The organism is Candidatus Defluviilinea gracilis (assembly GCF_057138825.1).
This window is the reverse complement of record NZ_DBNHEF010000069.1, coordinates 21,397-46,740: the sequence shown is the minus strand read 5'-3', so window position 1 is coordinate 46,740 and position 25,344 is coordinate 21,397. Positions and strand designations below refer to the sequence as shown.

Sequence of the window (25,344 nt, the reverse complement as noted above, 5' to 3'; positions counted from 1 at the left end):
CTCGGGAGATTTTTTTATTCAAATCCGTATTACGGCGTTGGCGTTGCGGTAACTTCCACCGCAGACCCGACGTAGAACGCAAAATTATTTGGCGAAACATCTGCCGAGTGACCGGTGGGAACCATGCCTTGCGTTGTCAAAACCGCGAACAACGTAGAGTCTTCCCAATTGCCGTTGCCAAAAATGTTGTTGCCGGTGGCAGTTGCATCCGCGCGCTGTGAGCCCAACTGCATGGCATCGTAGCTGGACAGGTCCAACCCGCCGCTACGCGCTGTGAGCGCCGAGTTATGACACGAGACACACCCAATCGCATTGGCATACCATTGCCCGTTTTCCACAAACAGCGGTTGAATATCCCGATACGTCGCTTCGCAGTCTTTCCCGTTCATATCGGTGAATGGAAAGGCTTCACTTTCAGGGGCGCCTGCCGAAACCCACGCGCCGATCAACTCAGTCGCGGAGACCTGGCATTTATCAAACTCGTCCGCCGCGCCGCCCATGGAAGAATCGACATGGCTGGCGGGAATCAAGGTGGGGACCGGAGTGCGTTCCACAATTTGGCTCGCGCGCGCGCACTCGAAGGAAAACCCGCAAGACCAAAACAACAGGGCGGTGATCCAGACCACCAGCGTTGCAAGAAAGGCGATGATCGTGGTGTAAATTAATTTTCTAACATCATTCATAATCGAAATCCCTATTCTGCAGGTTGTAATGTGCGCAGGAAGTTAACCACATCCCAGCGCTCAGACACGGTCAGGTTTTCGTTCAGAGCGGGCATGCGTCCATCCACGCCATTGGAGATGGTCAGGAACATCGAACCGTCGCTCTTGGATTGCGCAATAGCGGAGGTCAGGTCGGCAGGCTTGAATTGGATAAGAAATGGGGCAACCGGTCCGCTCCCGGCGCCATCCGCGCCGTGACACATTTGGCAGTTGATCGCGAACAATTCCGCGCCGCGCGCCAGGGAGGCGTCATCCGCTATGGTGGGGTTTTCGGGCGCGCCCATGCCGGGGATGACGATCGCCCCTTCTATTGGAACAGATTGACTGGGCGGAGGAAGCGGGTCTTCCATCGCGCGATAGGATGGCTGGATCTCCATGAAGCTGACCCAGTCGATCTTGATGATATCGAACATGAAGAGTTCGAGAATTCCGAAAAGGATACCGAGGGTGAGGAAAACCCAGAATAGTTGTTTCAAAAGTCTCATAGTTGCCGCGCCTCCGCGGGTTTGACAGATTCAGCGCCGAGCGTATTCATGGCGTCGGTAAATTTTTTGGCGTCGTCTTCCGCAACCCGAAAGAAGACGGCGATCTTTCCATCGCTCACCTCGTCGACATATTCCAGCGGGCGATAATTCGGGAAGTAACTATCCAAAAAGACGCCGAGGAAGGTGGCAAGGAGCGCAAACAGCATGGTCATTTCGAAGGTCACAATTGCGCCAGGCGGAATCGGGGTAACGTACTGCCCGCCTACTTGAATGCCATAGAGATGGGGCGTTCCAAAATTGAGGAAGATGCCAAACAGAAAGCCCGCCGCCGCGCCGCCCATCGAAAGTTTCGATACGTTCGTCCATGGATGCGGGCGCCCCAAAATTTTATGCGCCACCGGCACGCCGGAAATCACATTGATGTTTTCATCGCCCACGCCCATCTCGTGCAATTTTTCGATGGCGCTCGCGGCGGGGTCTAGGTCTTCGAAGACAGCAAGTAAAGTTGCTTCAGACATGGTTCGCTCCGTTTATTCGAATTCGCTGATCGTTGGGAGTTTCGCCTTACCCACTTTGCGAAGCGAGTGAGTCATCTGCCCTTCTTGCACCTCCCAGACCGGGATCAAAGGGATGAGGCGGGAAACGATCATATAGAACAGGAGGAACATGGAGAATGTTCCAATGGTGAGGAAGATCTCGAGACGCGGTTCAAATAATTTCCACGTGAACGGCATACGGTTGATGGTGAGCATGACCGGAATGATCAAATAACGCTCCCAATACATGCCAACGTTGATCATCAGACCGATCAAGGCAAGCAACCAGGGGGTTTCACGCACTTTCTTACTCCACAGCAACAGCGGCGGAATGACGATGTTGAAAAACACGAACTGAATGAACATCCATGCCATGGGACCTTCTTCCAACCAGTGCAAAAGATCATCGGTTGCCTTGTCGCCGCCGTACCATTGCACGATATAGTCGTTGAAGAAGAAGTATGTGTAAGCGAAGGTGACCATCAGCATCAACTTGCCGAGCGCATCGAAGTGCTCTTTGCGGATGAAATAGTCCATGTGCTTCATGGTGGCGCGCATCACAAACAGCACCATCGCCACCGCGCCCATACCCGAATGCAAAGCGCCGAGCACGAAATACGGACCGAACACGCTGGAAGACCAGCCCGGGCGCATCGCCATGGCAAAGTCCCAAGACACGATGGTATGCACAGAGAACATCACAGGGATGATGGCAAAGGCGAAGAAGTTCATGGCGACCGTGAGATGCCGCCACTCGCCCTCTGTGCCGCGGAAACCGAGCGCGAGGATTTTGTAGAACGTCTTGCGCCAGCCGGTGGAACGATCGCGCGCCATGGCAAGATCAGGGATGAGCGGCAGGAACAGGTACATGGTACTGCCAAGAACATAGGTGGAAATGGCGAGCAAATCCCACATCAAGGGCGAGTGAAAGTTGGGCCACAACTGCCGCGCGTTCGGGATGGGAAACATCCAATACGAAAGCCACACACGACCCATGTGCATGAAGATGCTCGCGCCCGCCTGGATCAAGCCGAAGGTGGTCATTAGCTCGGCGGCGCGGGTAAACGGACGGCGGAACTCCGCCTTGAACACGCGCAGGATCGCGGAGATAAAGGTTCCCGCATGGCTAATACCGATCCAAAACACGGTGTTGACGAGGAAGATGCCCCAATAGGCTGGTCGCATCACCCCGCCAACATACAAGCCTTCATTGATCATATATCCCCAGGCAAAGAAGAAACAGGTAACAACCAGAAACGCCAGCACGCCCAACACTGCCCAGAACTTCCACGAGGTCGTGTGCATGGATTCCATCACCATCGCGTTCATCTCGCCGCGCGGCTTGGGATCGTACATCAAATACTGTTTCGGATCTTCTTCGTGGTGAGAGTCGTGCGCTTCATGCGCACCGGATAAATATTTGGAAGTAGCGGTCATGAGTTAACCTTCCTTGAGGTAGGTCACGCGCGGCAGGGTATTGAGTTCTTCGAGGTGCTTCACACCGCGTTCCTGATGAGCCAGCTGGCTGACCAGGCTCTCCGGGTGATCCACACGCCCAAAAGTGATCGCGCTTGCCGGGCAGGCTTGCGCGCAAGCGGTTGTGAACTCGCCGTCTTCAACCTCGCGCCCTTCAGACTTGGCTTTATCTTGAGCCTTGTGGATGCGTTGAATGCAGAACGTGCATTTTTCCATCACACCGCGGCGGCGGACGGTTACATCCGGGTTGAGTTGATTATGAAGCGGGAAGACGAGCGTCCCGTTCACCATATTTCCAAGTTCGGGAACGGTGTGGTAATCGCGCCAGTTAAACGAACGCACCTGATAGGGGCAGTTGTTGGCGCAATAGCGCGTGCCGACACAACGGTTATACACTTGCAAATTGAGGTCTTCCGCCGGGCTGTGGGGAGTGGCAAACACTGGGCAAACAGGCTCACACGGCGCGTGACCGCATTGCTGGCAGAGCATCGGCTGAAAGGGAGTCGCCTGCACGTGCGGATATTCCCCATCCCAAAAACGTTCGATCCGGATCCAGTGCTGGGTTCGCCCATAGCCGGCGTCTTCCTCGCCCACAAAGGCAAGGTTGTTCTCCATGGCGCACGCCGCAACGCATGCCTGACAGCCGGTGCAAATATCCTGGTCGATGGTCATCCCCCACTTTCCTGCCGCGGCTTCGGCGATGGCGCCTTTGGCGCCAACGAGATTTAAATCAACGGTCATGATTATTTCTCCTCGGGAAATCCCTCGCCGTAGACGCCGATGCGGCTTTCGAGGCGGGATAGGTATTGTTTACGTCCGGTCTTTTCAATCTTTACTTTCATGCCCGCAAAGGCAAGATCACCGGCTTCATTGAAATGCGCGCCGAGCACATCGGCTGGATTCGCGCCGCGTTGCATGGCATCGCCCACAAGCCCGCCATGCGGCACAAGCCCCATAAATCGGTCTTGCGGCATTTTGGCTGTGGCAAACCTTCCATAAGCGGTATGACCTTGCCCGAAGGGCATGGCAACCACCTCCGGGTGGATGGCTGGATACTCGTACACTGCCACTTCTACCTCCCCGGCTTCGCTGATGATCTTCACTACGTCGTCGTTTTCAATACCGAGATGATGAGCGGTTTCAGGGTTGATCGCCACCCACGAATTCCACATGACAGTGGTCATCGGGTCGGGCAACTCTTGCAACCATGGCTTGTTGGCGCCAGCCTCGCCCAACGTCGGCGAAACGAATGGGATAAAGAAGAACTCGCCGTCGCCGGCAAATTCTGTCTCTTTGACGGCAATCGCCTTGCTGAGCGCGCTTGCGGAAGATGATGAAGTAGAAACTCCCGCCGCAGACCACCAGCCGCCATGTTGCTGAAAGTAAGAAGCGAAGGTGTTGATCTCTGGCGCAACGAATGAACCATCGGCGCGAGGGATGAGGGTGGAAATTTTGTTTCGAATGAAGGCAACTTCGTCGGTGAAGGGCAATGCTTCGGAAAATTTTCCGCCAGCCAACCGCGCCGCTTCGATCAACACGTCGGCTGTGGAGCGCGTATCGCCCATCGGCGAAACCACCGGTTGCGCGCCTGACAGCACCGATTGCATGGCGCCGGTCGCAGAACGCTGGTACCCCCACGCTTCGAGACCTTGATGATCGGGGAAGATATAGTCGGAGGCGAGAGCGGTTTCGTCGGGGAATGTTGCGAACGAGATCACAGTAGGAATAGATGCTAACGCCTCGGCAAAACCTAGCGATTTTGGCAATTCAAATAGCGGGTTGACCCCATGAATGAACAGGGTTTTCACGCCGCCGCTCTTCAGCGTTGTGATGAAGTCTGCCATTTCTTTCGCGCTGGCAGGGCGATGGTAAACATCTTCGTTCGGTGACAGCGGAGAGATGAACACGCCGCCGGGTTTGCCGTAGTTTTCAACTAACGCGTTTAATGCAAGCGCCGCTTCTGCTGTGAACAGCCCGTTGCTCTGCCCTAATGCCTGCCCGCCGGGGATGGCAAGCGGGGCTTGCGCCTGGGCGATCAAACTGGCGATATGCTCCAGTTGTTCCAGCGAAACGCCAGATTTCGCGGATACCTCTTCGATGTCGACAGATGCAAACGCGCGAGGGGTTGTTCCGCCTTTTGCTTCCGCCACGAGCCGGCCGAGGGCAAGGGTAACCAAGCCTTCCGTCCCGGGAAGAAGCGGAATCCATTCGTCTGCTTTGGCGGCAGTCTGCGACATCTGCGATTCAAACTGGATGAGGTATCCGCGCTTTTGCTTATTACCGCGGCGCATTTTTGCAAAGCCGCGCGTGTAAGCCACTGGCGAAAGCCACGTTTCGAGGAAGTTTGATCCAAATGAAACGACGAGATCGGCATTTGCCATGTCAAAGAACGGCAAGCCAGCCTCTCCCAGGAGGTTCTCAGCCGCCTTGCTCAAGGTGGCGCGAGATTCGAACATGCTCAACGCGCCAAAACGGATCGGGGCAGGCGCGCCGATTGCCTGGGTGAGATCGGTGACCAAATCGTAAAGGTGATCCGACGCGGTTCCTAGCAGGAAGGCAACTTCGGAAGCGTTCGATTTGCTCAAAGCATCCGAAACAACTTGAAGCGCTTCGTCCCAATTCATGGCAGTGGTTGCCAATGCCGCGCCGCGCGCCTGCTTCACGGGGAATTCAACACGATCGGGGTTATACAAGCCGTGCAAGGTTGCCTGCCCGCGCGCGCAGGTCTTGCCGAGGTTGATCGGGTTCGCAGGGTTGCCTTCCACTTTGATGGCGCGCCCTTGCATGGTGCGGACGATCAGCCCGCAACCAGCCGCACATTCGCGGCAGGTGGTGGCGTAATAGGCGCTCAAACCATTGTAGGTGTACTCCGGCATTTTGGTATACGGTTCGCGCGTCACGTAACGCGAAGCGGGACCGCAACCGGTTAATACCGCGGTGGTTGCCGCGCCTGCAGTGGCTAATTTGAGAAAATCACGCCGGGAAATTTTTTGACTCATAGAATATTCCTCTGTGCCCGGATTAATAATGACATGTGCCGCAATCGGTGAGTTTCGTGCGCTTCTTCTCCAACTGGGCAGATACGCCGGCGTCGCCCGTGGGGTTATTTTGGACGTTATCCTCGGTGCGCGACTTGTGGCAGTTAAGACACCACCCCATGTTCATCACCTGCGGGTTCTCGGCGATGGTCACTTTAGTCATGTCGCCGTGACAATTTTCGCAGTTGAGACCCGCCGCCACATGCGGACGATGTGTGAAATGCACAAAGTCCGGCACTTGCGCCACCGGAACCCACGTGAAACCCACGCCGGCGTTCATTGCGTCGACCATGGGCTTGAGAAGCGGACTGGTTTGTGTTTTTGCAATTTGCTGATGGCATCCCCAGCATTTGTTGATGGTCGGCAAACCGGGAGACGGTCCGCGCAAAGCGCCGGGATGGCAATACAAACATTGAATGCCCAGCCCTACGTGTAACTTATGAGTGAATTGAATCGGTTGTTCGGGAGGCTGTTGAGTTTGATAAACCCCATAGGCGGCAAGGCTGAACAGCGACATTACGGTGATCACCACTGCTATCCGCCCCATCGGGCTTAAGACCCATTCAAAAAATTTTCGGATCATGCATTCTCCTGGAACGAAGATTTATTCGTGAAATATTGCACGATTTTACCTAATTGAACCAAATTTGTAAACATGAGTTTGCATAACGAATTGTCAGCCATCGTCATGAATGCCATGCGCGTCATTTGAGTTTTTATCGAACAAGTGAATCGACCAAAAATTAACATCGTCATTCAGGGTAATCATTCACCCTGAAAGCGCGCCGAAATTATACTTCAAAAGGACAGGCAAGTACATAAAAGACACAATAGGCGCGTGATATACTTGCCCGGCATGAAAAGAACAACCCGGGTCATCATCATCATTATTCTGGCGTCGGTCTTGGCGATGGCTCTAACCGCTTTCACGCAATCGCTGGCAAGCCGGGCAACCTTCACACAAGCAGACGCTGAAGCCTCGTTCTTCTTCCAAGCCACCACCACCCCCGAACCGAAAGATCAATCTGAAGTCGGATCGACCGATGGCATCATCGTCATGGGAGGCGTGATCTCCCTCATTATCATTATCCCCATTCTGGCGCGTCGAAAACGCTGGGCGAATCAGCCTTCGCAATAATTTTGACACATTAACAAACCTTAAAATCCATTATAATGAGGCATAGTAAGGCGCTGAACAAGTCTATTTCTGCCGCATTGCGGCTCGGCTGTACACTCTCTGGATATTACGAGCAAGAACCTCCCCGTTTTGGGAGTTATTTGAAGAAGTCAAACAAACTATGTATGAAAAAGAAACTGACTTCACCCCCACAACACGTTCGCCGTCTGTGACCTGATCATCGTCACGCGGTTTGACCCACCCCGGCGCGCTTCACCCGGGACGTTGGGTTTGCTCCACATTCCCAGACATTTTTCTCCGTTGACGCGGGGTCTTCGACAGCCGAAACCGACAGGCGGCGCTTCGGTTGTTTTATTTTAAATGAAAAAGATCACTGCCCTCGAAGCGCAAAAGCGAAACCCGAATCGAGTCAATGTGCACCTCGATGGGGAATTCGCCTTCGGGCTGGCGCGCATTACCGCCGCATGGCTCAAAGTCGGCGACGGGTTGGATGATGAAAAAATTCAGCGGCTTCAGGCTGAGGACGCGAAAGAACGAGCCATCCAGCAGGCGCTATTGTTTTTGAGTTACCGGGCAAGGTCCGAAGCGGAGATCTGCAAGAACCTGCGCAAACATGAGACCCCGGAAGATGTGATCGAGCAAACGCTCGAACGGTTGCGGCAAGATGGGCTTGCCAGTGACGATCAGTTTGCCCGCGCATGGGTCGAAAACCGAAGCGCCTTCCGCCCGCGCAGTCGCCGCATGTTGGCGATGGAAATGCGACAAAAAGGCATCGACGACGAAACGACCTCAGCCGCCCTCCAATCTGTGGATGATGACGCGCTGGCATATGAAGCGGCGCGAAAAAAATCAAGCCGTTTCAAAGAGTTGGACTGGCAGGAATACAGAAGAAAACTTTCAGAGTTCCTTGCCAGGCGCGGTTTTTCCTATTCGACTATTGCGCCCGTAGTGAGAAGAATCTGGAACGAAACGCATCAAGAAGAAAAATCTTTCGAAGAAAATGAGGATACACCATGAATCCGATTATTTTGATCGTTGACATACTGGTATTAGGCGTTGGTCTGGCGGCGGGATACTTCCTTCACCGGTATCAGGCGGAACGCGCGTTGAAAAACCAGCAAGACAAGGCAGATAACATCCTAAAGGTCGCCAATGAACAAGCACGGTTGATCGAAAGCCAGGCGCGCGAGAACGCGACCAAAATTGTGCAAGCCGCCGAAGCGGAAATGAAAGAACGGCGCATCGAACTCAACAAAGAGACCGAACGATTGGACAAACGCCGCTCGGAGGTGGACAGCCGAAGCGACCGCCTTGAACAACGCGAGCAACAGATCAATAAGCGCCAGTCGCAGGTGGACCGGCGCGGCAACGAGATCGATAAACTGCACGAGGAGCAGGTCAAAAAACTCGAACAAATTGCCCAGCTTTCGCCAGAGGATGCGAAGAAAGAATTGTTCGCGGCTGTGGATAAAGAGGCGCGCGGCGATATGGCGCGCATCATCCGCCAGATCGAGGCGGAAGCGCGCGAAGAAGGCGAGAAACGCGCCCGCAAGTTGATCGCGGACGCCATCCAGCGCGTGGCAAGCGAACACGTGGCGGAGGTGACGCGCGCGGTTGTCACCCTCCCCAGCGAAGAGATGAAGGGGCGCATCGTTGGTCGCAATGGACGCAACATCAAAGCCTTCGAGCAAGCCGCGGGCGTGGATGTGATCGTGGACGATACGCCGGACTCTGTGACCGTCTCGTGTTTCGACTCAGTCCGCCGTGAAATTGGCCGGCGGGCGTTGGCGAAGTTAATCCTCGATGGACGGATTCACCCCGCGCACATCGAAAAGATCGTGGAAGACGAAACACGCGCGGTGGAAAAGATCATCAACGAAGCGGGCGAGCAAGCCGCCTATGAGGCAAACGTCTCGGGCTTGCATCCGGAAATCCTACGAATGATGGGGCGTCTCAAATTCCGCACTTCGTATGGTCAGAACCAGCTGGCGCATGCGGTCGAAGTTTCCAAACTGGCTGGTATCCTGGCGGCGGAGATCGGGGCGAACGTCGAGCTATCCAAACTGGGAGGCTTCTTGCACGATATCGGCAAAGCGATGGATCACAACCAGGATGGCACGCACGCAAAACTCGGCGCGGAATATTGCAAGCGTTATGGCGTCAACTCGATCGTGGTGAATGCCATCGAATCGCACCACCATGAGGTGGATCAACTCACCGTGGAAGCGGTCATCACCGAATCGGCAGACGCCATCTCCGGCGCGAGACCCGGCGCGCGGCGCGAGGACCTTGAGGCATACATCAAGCGCATCCGCTCGCTCGAAGAAATGTCGATGTCGTTCGATGGAGTTCAACAGGCTTTTGCAATACAAGCCGGGCGCGAAGTGCGTATCATTGTTAAGCCAGACGCAATTGACGATCTCGCCTCGACTCGTTTGGCTCGCGATGTGGCAAAGAAAATCGAAGAGACCATGCAATACCCCGGACAGATTAAGGTAACGGTCATCCGCGAGACACGATCGACCGAGATCGCAAAATAATCCAAATCCGTTTAGGCTCAAAATGGCTCAGCCTGAAACAAGCAGAGCAACACAAGAGAAAAAACAATCTGTGAAAGCCGCTCGATCGCAACACGGGACGGCTGTGTCTTCACGAGAGGAATACCTCGCGCTTCTCAATGAGATGACACATGCCATCCTGCTCTCCGAGGATTTTGACGCCACTCTACACGCTTTGGCGATCGATATGGCAAGGCTCATCGGCGCGGACGATTGTTATATCACGCGGTGGGACGCGGAACGACAGTTAACCATCCCCACTGCGACCACGGCAAAACTCCCATTCCAGTATTCGCGGGATGCTGAAAAGAACCCCGAGGTTCATTCTCTCACCGCCTCTGTATTACGAGCCGAGCGCGCGCTTGCCATAGAGGATGTATTCAACTCCCCCTATATCAGTATCGAGATTGCAAAGCGCTACCCAGCGCGCTCGGCATTAGGCGTTCCGCTCATCGCAAGAGAGCGGAAATTGGGCGCGGCAATCATTGCTTTTAACGAGCCTCATCAATTTACGGCGGAGGAAACCGAACGAGCGGAAGAGGCGGGCAACCAGATCGCGCTGGCGCTCTGGAACTTCCAACAAAGCGCGGAGATCCAACATCGCCTCAAAGAGAGCCATGCCCTGGCGAAGATCGGGCGCGCCCTTAGTGAAACCGAGCGCGTGGGCACCAGCGGAGTCTTACAACTGATCGTTGATTCTGCCCGCGAACTCATTCCGCAAGTTGAAAAAAGCGTTATTCATCTGTTAGAAGCAGACGAACAGGCTTTATTTGCCCGCGCTGTTTCCGGCTTCGACGAGGGTGAAAAAAAAATTGAGCGGGTACGGATGCGTTTGGGCGAAGGCGTGGCAGGGCAGGTGATCCGCGAGGGGGTTACGATCAACATCGGAGATATACGGACCCATCCGGATTTCATTCGCGGCGAGTCGTTGCCTGAATTTCGCTCCTTGCTGGTTGCGCCGGTGCAAAGCGGCGACCAACAAATTGGCACGATCAGCGTTCAAAGCGCCCTGGCAAACGCTTTTTCCATGAAAGACGCCGAGTTGCTCAACGCGCTGGGCGTGCAAGCCGCCATTGCCATCGAAAACTCCAACTTGTTCGAGAACACGCAACAACGATTAAAAGAGGTGGGCGCGCTCTACCGAACCAGCCGGGGGTTGGCGGCGTCGCTGGATACGGACGAACTCATCAAGGAAGTTGTAAAACTTCTTCACCAAAATTTCGGCTATTATCATGTGCAGATTTATCTGATCGAACCGGATAGTAGAAACCTTGTGATACGCCACGGTAGCGGATATATTGGCGACACGCTTGTGCAACAGGGACACTATATCCCTCCCGGCGAGGGGATCGCCGGTCATGTGGCGGAAACCGGTGAGTCGTTTATCTCCAACAATGTCGATCGCGTGGTTTTCTTCAAGCGCAGTCCTTTACTGCCCGAAACACAATCCGAAATTGCCGTGCCGATCAAGATCGAGGATCGAGTGGTGGGCGTGCTGGATATTCAACAAACGCCGCCGCACCGCCTCACGGATAGCGACCTGCAACTCATGGTCGCCGTTGCGGACCAGTTGACCGTGGTGTTACAAAAAGCCAATTTATATAATACTCTGCAAACGGCTTTACGCCAGGAACAAACGGTTCGCTCGCAATTGATCCAAAACGAGCGTCTCGCGCTTGTCGGGCGATTGCTTGCTTCTGTTTCCCATGAACTGAATAACCCACTGCAAGCGATTCAAAACGCTCTGTTCCTTCTGAAAGAGGAGGCGGATCTTTCCAGCCAGGCAAAACAGGACCTGGATGTGATTCTAGCGGAAGCAGAACGGATGGCGGCGTTGATCGAGCGTCTGCGCAGCGCCTACCGCCCCATGCGCATGATGGATTTTCAACCCGTGGAACTCAACGGGTTGATCGAGGACGTCCACGCCCTGATCTCCACGCATATGCGTCAAAAAGAAATCGCTTTTGAATTTTTCCCAGACGCCAACCTGCCAGCTATTTCAGGCGTATCGGATCAGATTCGACAGGTGGTATTGAATCTGTTCCTGAACGCGGTCGAGGTGATGAAACCCGGCGGGCGCCTCATCGTTCAGACCCAAGGGTTGGTCTCACAAAACGAAATCCTCTTCACCGTCAAAGATACGGGTCCTGGCATCGACCCTGAAATGCTCCCCAGGGTTTTCGATGCGTTTATCACCAGCAAACATACAGGCACCGGGCTTGGGCTGACCATCACACACGACATCATCCAACAACATCATGGGCGCATTGAAGCGGCGAACGACCCGCAAGGCGGGGCGACCTTCACCATTTGGCTGCCAATTCACGAGGAGGGCTTTGAATGAGCGCCAGCGGTCACATTCTGATCATTGACGATGAAGCCAGCCTGCGCCAAACTTTAGCGCGTATTCTTCAACGCGCGGGGTTTGAAGTCACCACCGCCATCAACGGGACAGAAGGATTTTCTCTCGTTTCACAGCACCTGTTTGACATGGTCTATCTCGATATTCGTATGCCGGATGTGAGCGGGCTGGAACTGCTCAAGTCGATCCACGCGAAGTACCCGGACCTGCCGGTCATTTTGTTCACCGCCCAACCCGACCTGAATTCGGCGGTGGAGGCGTTGAGAAGCGGGGCAACCGATTATCTCTTGAAGCCGCTCAAGCCTCAGGCTGTGGTCGACCGCACGAATTCTGTTTTGGCAAACCAACACAAAGAACGGCGCAAGCGCGAACTGCAAAGGCAAATTGATTCTTTGCAAGCCGAATTGAACGAGTTGGAAACCCCAAGGGGCGAACCGGCCGAATCGAAGGCTGAGCAGGCAGCCACGGCGGATGACCGCTTTCTCAAACGCGGCGCGCTCACACTCGACCTGCACACTCGCCGCGTCGCGATGAATGAGCGCGTCATCAATCTTCCGCCAACTTCATTCGATTATTTATTGTCGTTGGCGCGTCACACTCCAAACGTGGTGGATTATCAAACGCTTGTCTCCGAAGCGCAGGGCTATGATGCCGATGTGCGCGAGGCGCAAGAATTAACAAAATGGCACATCCATCACATCCGCCAGGCGATCGAGCCAGATCCGCGCAACCCGGTTCATGTGATTAATGTGCGAGGCACGGGGTATCGGCTTGTCTTAGGCTGAGAGTTCGTGGCGCGCAGTTTCCTGTGCGCCTGCGCGAGGCGTCTCATCAACCCGGGCGCGCAACAAGGGGATACAAACTTTTGCCAACTTTATCCAATTAATTCAAACGGTGCGGCGGGGAAGATCAGAGAAAATAAGGAGGCGATGAACCGACCTTCCCTTCCCATGGTAGACACGCCGGTCAAAATCCTTGTGGTGGACGATCACCCCAATACGGCGACGATGTTAGCGCGCGCCATTTCGCAATTAGGTCCTCAGGTAAAAGTTGCTTCAGCCACCAGCGCCAGTGAGGCGCTGCGCCACGCGGGCAACGACGTTGTGGATATTCTAATTACCGACATGGTGATGCCGGAGATGACCGGGTTGGAATTGATCGAGCAGTTGAACAGCAACCCGGCGGGGCGACCGGCGTTTTCGTTCTTGATCACCGCGTACGACGTGCCGGGGTTGAAAGTCAGCGCGAACCGCCTCAAGGTGAAGGAAGTCATTGTCAAGCCGGTTCATCCCGAGCGGATCTGCCAGATCGTCGCGCGCGCCATGGATGAAATGCATCAGGCGAAGACCGTTCACAAAGAGCCAATCCCCCAGAAATCCTTCACGATTTTGATCGCCGACGACCAGCCCGATAACCTCACATTACTCGCCCGTTATCTAAGCAACGAGGGCTACAAACACATCAAAGCCAAAGACGGCGTCGAGACGTTGACGCTTGTTCGAAGCGACATGCCCGACCTGGTCCTGCTGGACGTCAACATGCCGCGCAAAGACGGCTTTGCCGTTTTGGAGGAAATTCGCGCCGACCCCGCCATCCAACACATCCCGGTCATCATCCTCACCGCGGCGAAACTCGACCTCGCCGACATCCAATCTGGGTTGAACATGGGCGCGGACGATTATGTGACCAAGCCTTTCGACCGCCGCGAATTACTCGCCCGCATCCGCACAAAGTTGCGCGTTAAGCAGGCGGAGGATGTGATCCGACGGCGGAACCGCGAACTTAACCTGTTGCCTGAAATCGGCAAGGAGTTGAGCGCGCGGCTTAACATCGATGAACTGACAACCGTGTTGCTCAAACGCACGGTGGAAACCCTTGGGGCAATGTTTGGTCATATCCTGATCCTCAATCCAACGGGAACGTATGAAAAAACATTCCGTCTCGAATCATCCTCCTCCGACTTTACGCTACCGCAGGGGTTGTTTGAAATCGTCAATGAGTCTCGCCAGGGGTTCATTGTAGACGACACGCAAACCGACCCGCTCTGGCGGGATGAAAAAGAGGCATTCGCCGGCTCCGCGGTCGTTGTCCCCATGTTCGGCAGGCACAGCCTGCTGGGGATCCTGGTGCTCACAAACGAGCAAACCAAATACTTCACCCTCGATCATTTGCTGTTACTGCAAGCCATTACCAGCCAGGCAAGCATCGCGTTGGAAAACGCCCAGTTATACAACATCGTGTCGCGGGAACAGCAACAATTAGCCGCCGTGCTGCAAAACGCGGCAGACGCAATTCTTGTGTTCGATGCCGAATACCGGCTGACTCTCGTAAACCCAGCCGCTCAAAAGTTATTTACCGATTACGAGACAAACCTTGGGCAAACTTTGGAGGCGGGCGCCGGATACGATTCCTTCCTCGCGCTCCTCAACCAGACTCAGGATACGAACGCTTCTTTCGCAGGGGAGGTTGTTTGGCCCGACCAGCGCGTTTTCTCCGCCTCCGCCACTCCCCTCGAGCAGGGCGGGTGCGTGGTTATCCTGCACGATGTGACGCGCTTCAAGGAACTGGAGCGCGTGAAAGATGAGTTCATCGCGATCGCGTCTCACGATCTGCGAAACCCGATCACGTCCATCAAAGGCTTCGGTCACCTCATCAAACAAGCGGGACCGCTCAACGACAACCAGACTGAATTTGTGGAACGCATTCAGAACTCCACAGAGACTATGAGCGAACTCGTGGAGAACCTGCTCGATCTGGCAAAAATGGATTTGGGCGAGGAACCCGCGTTTGAAATTCTGGATGCCACTCGCCTCTTAACGGACATCGCGGATGAATTTAAACCGCAGGCAGAAGCGAAGGGGCTGTGGCTCACGCTGGGGAAAACCGGGACCAGCTCACATGTGAGAGGAGACGCGTTGCAGATCCGTCAGGCTTTAAGAAATTTGATCGGCAACGCCGTCAAATACACGCCGGAGGGCGGCAGAATTTCGCTTTCATCTGAAAACCAGCCTGGGCAGGTGTGTCTCCACATTCGGGATAACGGCTACGGAATCCCCGCCTCTGACCTGCCTCACATCTTTGACCGTTTCTACCGGGTGCGAAATAACGGGCATGACGATGTAAAAGGCAATGGGCTGGGGCTGGCAATTGTAAAAATGATCGCCGAAGAACACGGCGGAAGCGTGGCGGTGGAGAGCGCGCAAGGCGAAGGAACCTGCTTTAGCCTGACCCTGCCGCTGGTCGCCGAGGCATAAGGACCAACTTTTCCCAACTTTTCTACACGAATTCCATCGGTCGTTGCGATGAATTCATGCAAAATATGACTACCGAGATCGTTTTCTCAAAGGAGCCAATCATGTCGACTAAAAAATTATTCGTTTTGTTTTTCGCTCTTAGTTTGATCCTGTCAAGCTGTGGCGCGTCGAAGCCCCAATCGTATACCGTTGGGGTCATTGTGGAGATCAGTTGGTTAAGCCCAATTGTCGATCACTTTAAAACCACAATGACCGAATTGGGGTATGTGGAAGGTGAAAATATCACCTATCTCTATAACCCCGAAGTGGGACCCGACCAGGCGGCATTCGACGCCGAAGCGCAACGGCTGATGGAACAAAAGGTGGATATCTTCTTTACGGTCGGCACCCTGACCACGAAAGCCGCAAAGAAAGCGGTGGAAGGCACAGACATCCCAGTGGTGTTCACCCCGGTCATCAATCCCGTTGAAGAAGGCGTAGTGGCGAGCATTGCCAACCCGGGCGGCAATGTGACCGGCGTGCAAATCGTAGACCGTTCTGCCAAAGCGCTGGAGTGGGCGCTGAAGATCGCGCCCGATACAAAGTATGTTTATATTCCTCACAATCCCGCCGATACTATTACGACGATGGTCTTGCAGGGCATAACCGACAGCCTGCCTCAATTCAAGGTGGAGTTGGCGCCCGGCAGCGAGGTAAACAGTATTGATGAGATGTTGGCGGCTGTTGAAACTTTGCCGGAAGATACCATCATCTTCTTGCCTTCGCCTCTCTCAAGCCTGGAGCCGGGGCTGGAACAACTGAGCGAGGTGGCTAAGAAACAAGGAGTTCCGGTATTTGGCAGTAACAGAGGCGGAAGCGCGCTCTATCTGATTTCCGACTATACAGTGACCTTCGCGGGGGAGGCGGAACAAGGCGCCGCCATGGTGAACCGGATATTGAAAGGCGCCAGCCCCGCTGAAACGCCGGTGGAAACCGCCGATAGCTTTTTGTTCATCAACTTAAATGCCGCTCAAGCGTATGGCGTTACGATTTCAGACGAGATCATCAAGCAGGCAAACACGATCATCCGCTAAGGTAAACGTTTTGCAGACCCCAACGGCTTCTGTCTCTTGGGGTCTGCAAAATATCATTCACAGAATACGTCCAATGGTACGCGATCGAAAGTTCTAGTCGGAGACCCTCTATGAGAAAAAGCCTACAAACACGATTGACAGTCTACTTTATTGCGCTAGTGTTGATTCCTTTGTTAATCGTTGGAGCCATAGGCGCCTGGCAAACCTACAGTGGCGAGGTTCCCCACGCTCTGGAATCTCAGGGGCAGCTCGCAAAACGCGTGGCTGAACAGGTCGAAAACTTCATCGAGGGACGCGAAACCGAACTGCGTTCATTGACTGCTATCAATGATTTTTCGAATGCTACACGGGAAGAACAAACCGTCCTGCTTTCCAATCTGTTTTCAGACCAGACGGTCTACGAGGAACTGGTTCTGACGAACGGCCAAGGCAGGGAATTGATCTTCCTCTCCCGCTCGAAGGTGGTTACACCCGGGGAATTTAGCAATAGGGCTGGTTCCGAAGAATTTGATAAGCCGAAAGAAACGAACGCAACCTATTTTAGCCCTGTCTTTTTCAACGAAGTCACGGGCGAGCCGTATATGGTCGTTTCCGTTCCAATGCTCGACCTTCGGAGCGGCAGGCTCGATTATGTGCTGATCGCCAAGATTCGTTTCAAATCGGTGTGGGACCTCATGGCGCAGGCGGGCGTAACTGGCGAGAGCGCAGTATACATGACAGATAATAACGGTTTCGTGGTTGCCCATGCCAATCCTTCCTTCGTTTTGAAAAGAGCGCAAATCACTCCTCCAGCAGAAAATTCATTTACCACCGGCTTAAGCGGGGCTTCCGCCGCTTTGGCAGTCGAAAAGATTACGTTTGGCGATCAAACCTTTTATGTTCTCGCCGAACAGCCCGCTTCTGAAGCGTTATCGCTGGCTTCCAAAAACATCATTCTGACGATCATCACAACTTTGATCGCGATCGTCGTCGCCGGTTTCTTAGGCGTGCTTGCCGCCCGCCAGATCACCACTCCGATCACTGAATTAGCCGCAACGGCGCAATTGGTCAGCGAAGGCGATTTAACCCGGACGACTCATGTGAGTAATCAGGATGAAATCGGCGCGCTGGCTACGGCGTTCAACCGCATGACATCCCAACTGCGCGACTTGATCGGTTCTTTGGAACAACGCGTGGCTGAACGCACAAAGGCGCTTTCCTCTGTGGCGGAAGTAGGCATCGCCGCTTCCACGATTTTAGAGACAGACGAATTGTTGCAACAGGTGGTTGACCTCACCAAGGAGCGCTTCAATTTGTATCACGCCCATATTTATCTCTTGAACGAAGCCGGCGACACGCTTGTGCTTGCTTCGGGCGCGGGCGCGGCGGGCAGGCAGATGGTCGCCGAAGGTCGTTCCATTCCACTCGACCGCGAACAGTCATTGGTGGCTCGCGCCGCCCGCGAACGAAAAGGCGTCACGGTCAACGACGTGACGCAAGCGCCGGACTTTCTGCCTAACCCGCTGTTGCCCGACACGCGCTCCGAGATGGCTGTGCCGATGATCGTGGGCGAAAACATCATTGGCGTGTTCGACGTGCAATCGGAGGCAATCGGTCGCTTTACAGACGCGGATATCGCCGTTCAAACCACGCTCAGTTCGCAAGTTGCCGTTGCCGTGCAAAATGCCAATCAATACGAGGAAACCAGAGCGGCGTTAGCGCAGTCTGAAAAGTTGTTCAACGCAAGCGATCGTTTGTCGCAAGCGACCAATTTACAGGAATTGATCAAATTCATCGTAGAGTCGCTGGGGATTCGCGCGATCGACCGGGCTATCTTGGGAAGCCTGGCGTATAACGACAGGGATGAACTGGATGGCATGACCATTATTGCAAACTGGTCGAAGAGCGCCGAACTGCCAGCCTCTCCCATTGACACGCATTATTCGAAAGACATGTTAAGTTCCCTGTCTATGTTCACAAGCCTGGAACCGCTGTTTTTTAGCGACGTATGGAACGACGAGCGCGTGGACGAGGCGACCAGAGCCATCGCCCAAAAGGTAAATTATCGCAGTGTTGCGGCTCTCCCCATCTATATTGGATCGCGTCGCGACGCCATTGTCTTGCTGGAAGGACAGCAACCGCACAGTTTCACGCAAGCCGAAACCCGTCTGCTCGCCTCTCTAAGCCCCCAATTTGCCGCCATTTTGGAGAACCGCCGCCAGTTTGAACGGGCGCAAGAACAGGCAAAACGCGAGGCGATGCTTAACTTGATCACACAAAAGATTCAAGGCGCAACATCGATCGAAGCGGCGATGAAGATCACAGCCCGCGAGTTAGGTCATGCGCTGGGCATGAAGCCCACCCTGGTTTCCCTCGATCAGCCCGTGCCAGCCGGCGACGCTCAAAAAGTTACGGAAAACAGGCAATGATGACATTCACTGGAGCCATGTTCCACTTCTTCTTCCCGAACGCGCAAGGAGTCATGAAATGAACTATTCAACACCCGCCTTTTCCGAAGATACCCTGAGGCGAAGACGCAATGCCCTCATTGCGACCGGTCTCTATCTGTTCGCCAGCGTCATCGTAAGCGGATATCTACTGCTTCAGTTTTCTCAAGACCCTTCCTGGCAGATCAAAGTCGCAACGACCACGATGCTTGCCATGTCTATGGCGTGGGTCGTCTCCTTGTATATGATCTGGCGGGGCCGCATTGAGGCGGGAACCTGGCTCACGGTGGCGGTTTCGCTTCTGGGAGCAGTCGGCGTTATCGCTTCCATCTCCGGTCTGGGCGTGATATTCCTAATAGGCTCGGTGTTTCTCTGCGCCATAGTCGCCATCGAAACGTTGCAGACCCGCCAGACAGCGATGATCGTCACAGGCATTGCGGCGGGCTTGCTCTTCATCTTGATGGACGCGTTTCTTCCGTGGGAGCGCATTAGCGCCGCAGGGATTCAAGCGCTGATCACCTTTATTGTCCCTGTGCCGATCGCGCTGTTGGCTTTTATCATTTTCCGTCAGTTCCGCAATTACTCCCTGCGGGTTAAACTGATCTCGTCCATCGTCTCCGCCACAGTAGCGTCCATCGTGATCTTCTCGATCGTTTCGAACAGCATTACAGCCACGCTGATTAACACGCAAGTGGAACGTAACATCAACGCCCTGGCTGATTCAAGCGTTCGCGATGTGACTAACGCCATCGACAGCAACCTCGACTCGCTTAACGCGCTAGCGCTCAATAAATTTCTCCAGGAATCCGTAGCGCAAGAGAATCCCGTTCGGTCGCCGGATAGCGGCGAATTCCAAAGCCTCGATGCGCGCTGGGGGCGCGCGCTCGACAGCGATCCGCTGATCCAAAACGTGATCGCCGACGATCTATCGGCGGAGTTCAGAAATATTCAATCCGTCTTTCCGCAGTTCGTCGAAGTTTTTGTCACAGATCAATACGGCGCAATCATATCGTCCAGCGACCGCACGTCCGATTACTATCAAGCGGATGAGGACTGGTGGCAGGCGGCATGGAACGACGGCAAGGGCGGCGTCTACATCGGCGAGCCGGCATTTGACGAGAGCACCAATACGCTTGCCATTCAAATGGCGATCCCTGTCGCCTCGCGCAACACGGCGGGCAAACCGATCGGGGTCTTACGCGCCACAATCGACATCAACGAATTGGCGGCGCTTGTTTCCGCCAATCAATTCGGCAACACCGGCAAAGTGGAAATTATCTTTCAAAATAATCAACTATTGGAACATGGAGAAACGACCTTAGGGACGATGGACGCGCAAACGGCGTCTATCCTTGACGCGCTATCAGGGGGGTACGCGCAGGTGGAATACGAAGGCGCGCCAAGTTTGGTAAGTAAAAGACCTGTTGTCGCTCCGCTGTCGCCGTACAAGGAATACATTGGCCGGCTCGGCTGGCTCGTCGTGGCGCATCAAAACCTTCAGGAAGCCCAGTTACCCATCACGACGACCAAAAACGCCAATATGGTCGTGGCGATCATCATTGTGGTCGTCATGACGGCGGTCACAATGGGTATCGCTCAATTTATTTCCAACCCGCTTGCGCGTCTCACCGCCGCGGCAGAGAGAGCGGCAACCGGAGACCTTTCTGCCCAGACGGTCATCGATTCGAAAGACGAGATCGGCATACTCAGCACGACGTTCAATACGATGACGTCTCAACTCAAAAATATCCTCGGCGAACTGGAACAGCGCGTGACAGCCCGCACAAAAGACCTCGCGGTCGTGGCTGAAGTGAGTGCCGCCACCTCTTCCATTCTGGAACCTCAAAGGTTATTACAGGAAGTGGTAGACCTGACCAAAGAACGCTTCCATCTCTATCACTCTCACATTTACCTGCTCGACGATGAAGGCAAAAATCTCATGCTTGCCGCCGGGGCGGGAGAACCGGGGCGCATCATGGCGGCAGAAAAGCGCTCGATCCCGCTAGACCGCGAACAGTCGCTCGTCGCCCGCGCCGCTCGCGAACAAAAAGGCGTTACCGTGAACGATGTGACTCTGGCGCCCGATTTTTTCCCCAACCCCCTGCTACCCGATACGCGCTCCGAATTGGCGGCGCCGATGATCGTCGGCAATAAATTGATCGGCGTGTTCGATATTCAGTCCGATCAAGTTGGGCGCTTTACAGATTCGGATGTGAACATTCAGACCACGCTTGCCGCGCAATTGGCAACTTCCATTCAGAACGCGCGCTCGTTCGAGCAATCCAAGAAGCAGGCTGAGTTCGAAGCGCAAGTCAACCTGATCGGCAGCCGCATCCAAAGCGCCTCATCCATCGAAGAAACCCTGCAGACCGCCATCCGCGAACTGGGGAAGGCAGCCGGCGTTTCGCGGGTTAGCGCAAGCCTCGCCAAGCGGCTGGAAGCTGGCAACAATCACGACGGTCGGAACCAATCATGACCCAGCCGCGGAGAACCCTCATGTCTCAAATGAATCAAACAATCAACGGAATCAAGAATAAGATCGCTCTCGGGCGCTGGCGCAATCTCCGGTTGCGAGCCAAGATCATTCTCGCCCTCTTGGCGATTGAAATCCTATCCATCAGCGCGCTAACTTTTTTTGCTCTTACGAGAGCGTCAAAGATCATAACTTCCATTTCCGACAGGTATGAGAACAGCGTCGAAGCCCAGACCGATACGCAATTAACCAACCTGATTAATACGGAGGCGTCTAACGCCGACCAGATTTTCTCCTTGACCCAACACAATTTGATTAAATTGGCAGACTACCGGGCGCAATTGGCGTCGCAAGGACCCGTTTTGAGTCAAGGCGCGTATTGGGACTCTCGGCAAGAAGTTGTTCTGTTGCCCGGCGGTCAATACACGAACTCACGAAACGATCCGGGCACCGTGCTGATCCCAAGTACCGTGCAGGTGAATGACGCGATATATGACGATATTAATATTTCCGCGTATCTTGATTTTGCAGCCCCAAAAATCCTGGAAGATCAGCCGGAAGCGGTGGCTGTTTATTACATTGGCGCGCTTGGGTACAGCGCCTACTACCCCAACCTTGATCTGGCATCCTTCGTTCCTGCAGACTATGATGTTCGCACGGAGCCTCTCTACACCATCGTCACCCCACAGAACGACCCTGACCGGAGCGTCCGCTGGACCGAACCGTATCAAGATCAGGCAGGTACCGGATTGATCGTAACCGCATCCGCGCCTGTATACAATGAAAGAGGCGTTTTCCAAGGCGTGATGAGCATCGACTTGCACCTGGGGCGCATTGCGCAGAATATCTCCCAAATTAAAGTCGGCGACACCGGTTTCGCCTTCCTCGTGGACGACACGGGGCACATTCTCGTCATGCCGCCGGAGGGCTACCCCCTCTTTGGTTTACAACCCGAAGAAGTGCCGCTCGGAGAAACGCCAACGCAAACCGTTCTCGATCGCGGCTCAGAAGAACTGCAAGCCCTCACAACTCAAATGACAGACGGCAAGTCCGGGCTGTCTATCGTGACGATCAACGGCGTGGAATCATACATGGCGTTCACGCCGCTGCAAACGGCAGGCTACAGTTTGGGAATCATCGCGCCGGTCAGCGAATTAAATACAGCCATCGCAAGTTCTCGCCAGGAAGTTCAAAACGAGACAAAGGCCTCTTTATGGATCGCGGCATTCATTCTCCTCGGTCTCTTGATCGTCGCCACCGCCTTAAGTTTTATCACCGGTCAATTTATCGCCGCGCCGCTTGTCCGCCTGACACAAACGGTGGAACAAGTCTCAGCGGGAGACCTTTCCGCTCGCGCCAAGGTCGAATCGAACGATGAAACCGGCTCTCTGGCGGCTGCGTTCAACTCTATGTCGGCTCAATTGAGCGAAAGTTTCGCCACCCTGGAACAGCGCGTCGCTGATCGCACCCGCAACTTGGAATTAGCGGCAGAAGTGGGGCGCGCCGTCTCTCAGGTGCATGAACTCGATGTGATGCTGAGAAACGCTTGCGACCTCATCTTGAAAGAATTCAATCTGTACTACGTACAGGTCTACCTAACCGACACCAGCGGTTCCACTCTCATACTGGAAGCGGGCACCGGCGTCGTTGGCGCTCAACTGGTTGAACAAGGTCATAGCCTGCCCATCAACATCAACTCGATCAACGGGCGCGCGGCAACCGAAAAACGTTCGGTGGTGATATCCGACACCCTCCAAAGCGCCACATTCCGTCCTAACGCATTACTGCCGGAAACGCGCGGCGAAATATCGGTGCCGCTGATCGTCGCAGGCAAGGTGGTGGGAGCGCTCGACATGCAGTCGCGCGCCCCGGGCGTATTGACGGAAGAAATATTGCCCGCTTTCGAAGCGCTGGCGGGTCAGTTAGCGATTGCCATTCAAAACGCCAACCTGTTGGAAGAAACGGAACAAGCCCGCCTTCAAGTGGAAGCGCAAGCCCGGCATCTCATCCGTGAGAGGTGGGCTGAGCATCTGGATGCCATCCACGAGCCGGAACAATTCGGCTTCGTATTCAGCCACGACACTGTGACGCCGCTTTCAGAAGCGGATGAAACCCAACCGGCAGAGGGCGCGCAAGCCGTTGTAGCCCCGATCGCATTAGCGGGTGAAGCGCTTGGGTCCCTGGTGGTCGAACTGAACGACGATGACCGCCGCGAGCATACGAATGAATTAGCCAGCGCAGTTGCCCGCCAGGTGGCGCAACAGATCGAGAACCTGCGCCTGCTCGAAAACGCCGAGCGGTATCGCGCCGAGGCGGAAGAAGCCGCCCGCCGCCTAACCCGCGAAGGCTGGCAAACCTACGCCGAAAAAGCCAGCGGAAGCCTGGGCTATGTGTACAATCTCAAAGAAGTCCTTCCGCTCAACGGCTCGTCGTTCGAAGAGGCGGGCGCGGCTCTGCCACTGAAGGTGCGCGACGAAGTGGTGGGCAAACTTGCCGTTCAAGGCTTGGATTCAAGCGATGCGGAATCGATTGAACTTGCCAGCGCCGTCGCGGAGCGCCTCAGCGCGCACATTGAGGGTCTGCGCCAATACGACCAGACGCAATCCGCGTTGGCGCAATCGGAAAAGTTGTTCGAAGCCAGCCGCCGCATTACGCAAGCCGCAGACTTACAGGAACTGACCGCGGTCGCCGTCGAGGCGATCAACATCCCGGTCATCAACCGCGCGATCATGGGGAGCACAAATTTAAACGCGGAAGGCGAGGTGGAGAGTCTGGATGTTATCGCCAACTGGTGGAACGGAACGGGGCACGAGGCCACGGAGGTTGGCGCCCATTATTCCATCGAGGTCGTGCGCATGATGAAGTTATTTCTCAGTCCGACGCCTTTGTTCTTCGACGACGGCTTCGACGATGAGCGCGTTGATCCCGTCACCATGCAACTGGCGCAACGCTTGAACCTGCGCGCGGTGGCTATTCTGCCCCTGCACGTTGGGTCGAAACAACTCGGCGTGCTAATGTTGGAAGGCGAAGAGCCGCACAACTTCACCGAAGAGGAAAAACGCCTGTTTGTGGCGTTAGGTCCGCAGATCGCCACCATGCTGGAAAACCAGCGTCAGTTCGAACAGACGCAGGCGTCTCTGGCAGAAACGCAAACGCTTTACCGCATCAACGAAGCCATCGGCGGCGCAACAGAACTCGACGTGATCTATCAAACCGTGGCAAAATTATCCTGCGACGAGCTGGGATTTACGGGATCGTGGATCGCGGTATACGACCCCGCAAGCGAGACGTTACGAGGCGTGGCAGGTGAAAACATGCCGGCAGAGAGAATCACAGCCAGCCTGTCCATAAACGAAGCCACGCCTGCCACGCTGGCGGCAAAAATGCGCCACATGGTGATGGTGAACAACCCCGAAAAAGACGAGCGGATGGGAGGCATACCGCCGGAGGTCCTGGCAAGAGTGGGCAAGGCGCTTTCCATGCCCATCATGGCTGGGCAGGAATTGCTGGGCGTGATTGCCGTAACGCGACATCGGAGCATGGCAGATCTCGGCGAACGCGAAGAACGCATGTTGCAAGCGATTGCGACCCAACTCGCCACCGTCATGCAACGCATTAACCTCTTTGACCAAGTCCGCAAGCAAGCCGAACGCGAAGCCATGTTGAACGTGATCAACCAAAAGATCCAGAGCGCCACCAGCGTGGAAGCCGTGTTACAAATTGCGGCTCGCGAATTGGGAACCGCGCTCGGCGCGCCGATGACGGTCGCCCAATTAAGTTTGAAGGATAAAGCCTCTTAGCAG

General features: G+C 54.8%; 17 protein-coding genes. 10 read left to right on the top strand and 7 right to left on the bottom strand.

Annotation, left to right across the window (positions count from 1 at the left end; translation table 11 throughout):
* Positions 1–29: 29 nt before the first annotated feature.
* From AC16KF_RS11660 to AC16KF_RS11630, 7 genes are read right to left on the bottom strand one after another with little or no spacing between them, the layout of a single operon-like run.
* Positions 30–683 (bottom strand): hypothetical protein, encoded by a 654-nt coding sequence (locus tag AC16KF_RS11660; RefSeq protein ID WP_484037492.1) that lies wholly within the window; start codon positions 681–683, stop codon positions 30–32.
* Positions 684–694: 11 nt separating this feature from the next.
* A complete protein-coding gene (locus AC16KF_RS11655; protein WP_484037491.1) occupies positions 695–1,207 on the bottom strand; it encodes a c-type cytochrome in 513 nt (170 codons plus the stop codon).
* Entirely contained in the window at positions 1,204–1,725 is a 522-nt protein-coding gene (locus tag AC16KF_RS11650; RefSeq protein WP_484037490.1) for a quinol:electron acceptor oxidoreductase subunit ActD, read from the bottom strand. The genes AC16KF_RS11655 and AC16KF_RS11650 overlap by 4 nt, the downstream gene beginning before the upstream one ends.
* A gap of 12 nt (positions 1,726–1,737) precedes the next feature.
* Entirely contained in the window at positions 1,738–3,180 is a 1,443-nt protein-coding gene (nrfD, locus tag AC16KF_RS11645; RefSeq protein ID WP_484037489.1) for an NrfD/PsrC family molybdoenzyme membrane anchor subunit, read from the bottom strand.
* A 3-nt stretch (positions 3,181–3,183) separates the two neighbouring features.
* Positions 3,184–3,960 carry a 4Fe-4S dicluster domain-containing protein gene (locus tag AC16KF_RS11640; RefSeq protein ID WP_484037488.1) on the bottom strand — a complete coding sequence of 259 codons (777 nt, stop codon included), beginning with the start codon at positions 3,958–3,960 and terminating at the stop codon, positions 3,184–3,186.
* 2 nt (positions 3,961–3,962) lie between these two features.
* On the bottom strand, positions 3,963–6,218 hold the full coding sequence (locus AC16KF_RS11635) for a molybdopterin-dependent oxidoreductase (RefSeq protein WP_484037487.1): 2,256 nt from the start codon (positions 6,216–6,218) through the stop codon (positions 3,963–3,965).
* Positions 6,219–6,240: 22 nt separating this feature from the next.
* Positions 6,241–6,840 (bottom strand): cytochrome c3 family protein, encoded by a 600-nt coding sequence (locus AC16KF_RS11630; RefSeq protein ID WP_484037486.1) that lies wholly within the window; start codon positions 6,838–6,840, stop codon positions 6,241–6,243.
* Between the two features lie 273 nt (positions 6,841–7,113).
* On the opposite strand from AC16KF_RS11630, the gene AC16KF_RS11625 reads away from it, so the two are divergent.
* From AC16KF_RS11625 to AC16KF_RS11580, 10 genes are all read left to right on the top strand, one after another.
* Entirely contained in the window at positions 7,114–7,395 is a 282-nt protein-coding gene (locus AC16KF_RS11625; RefSeq protein ID WP_484037485.1) for a hypothetical protein, read from the top strand.
* Between the two features lie 360 nt (positions 7,396–7,755).
* The gene (locus AC16KF_RS11620; protein WP_484037484.1) at positions 7,756–8,412 is read left to right on the top strand and encodes a regulatory protein RecX; all 657 of its coding nucleotides are present in this window, start codon (positions 7,756–7,758) and stop codon (positions 8,410–8,412) included.
* Complete coding sequence (gene rny / locus AC16KF_RS11615; protein ID WP_484037483.1) at positions 8,409–9,935, top strand: ribonuclease Y; 1,527 nt, start codon at positions 8,409–8,411, stop codon at positions 9,933–9,935. Before AC16KF_RS11620 ends, rny begins: the two co-directional genes overlap by 4 nt.
* A 70-nt stretch (positions 9,936–10,005) precedes the next feature.
* Complete coding sequence (locus AC16KF_RS11610; RefSeq protein ID WP_484037482.1) at positions 10,006–12,297, top strand: GAF domain-containing protein; 2,292 nt, start codon at positions 10,006–10,008, stop codon at positions 12,295–12,297.
* Positions 12,294–13,100 (top strand): response regulator transcription factor, encoded by an 807-nt coding sequence (locus AC16KF_RS11605; protein WP_484037481.1) that lies wholly within the window; start codon positions 12,294–12,296, stop codon positions 13,098–13,100. The genes AC16KF_RS11610 and AC16KF_RS11605 overlap by 4 nt, the downstream gene beginning before the upstream one ends.
* A gap of 144 nt (positions 13,101–13,244) precedes the next feature.
* Positions 13,245–15,569 carry a response regulator gene (locus tag AC16KF_RS11600; RefSeq protein WP_484037480.1) on the top strand — a complete coding sequence of 775 codons (2,325 nt, stop codon included), beginning with the start codon at positions 13,245–13,247 and terminating at the stop codon, positions 15,567–15,569.
* A 101-nt stretch (positions 15,570–15,670) separates the two neighbouring features.
* On the top strand, positions 15,671–16,642 hold the full coding sequence (locus tag AC16KF_RS11595) for an ABC transporter substrate-binding protein (RefSeq protein ID WP_484037479.1): 972 nt from the start codon (positions 15,671–15,673) through the stop codon (positions 16,640–16,642).
* A gap of 110 nt (positions 16,643–16,752) precedes the next feature.
* Positions 16,753–19,050, top strand: a complete 2,298-nt coding sequence (locus AC16KF_RS11590; RefSeq protein WP_484037478.1) for a GAF domain-containing protein — start codon at positions 16,753–16,755, stop codon at positions 19,048–19,050.
* A 58-nt stretch (positions 19,051–19,108) separates the two neighbouring features.
* The gene (locus AC16KF_RS11585) at positions 19,109–21,544 is read left to right on the top strand and encodes a GAF domain-containing protein (RefSeq protein ID WP_484037477.1); all 2,436 of its coding nucleotides are present in this window, start codon (positions 19,109–19,111) and stop codon (positions 21,542–21,544) included.
* A 20-nt stretch (positions 21,545–21,564) separates the two neighbouring features.
* The gene (locus AC16KF_RS11580) at positions 21,565–25,341 is read left to right on the top strand and encodes a GAF domain-containing protein (protein WP_484037476.1); all 3,777 of its coding nucleotides are present in this window, start codon (positions 21,565–21,567) and stop codon (positions 25,339–25,341) included.
* The last annotated feature ends 3 nt before the right edge of the window (positions 25,342–25,344 follow it).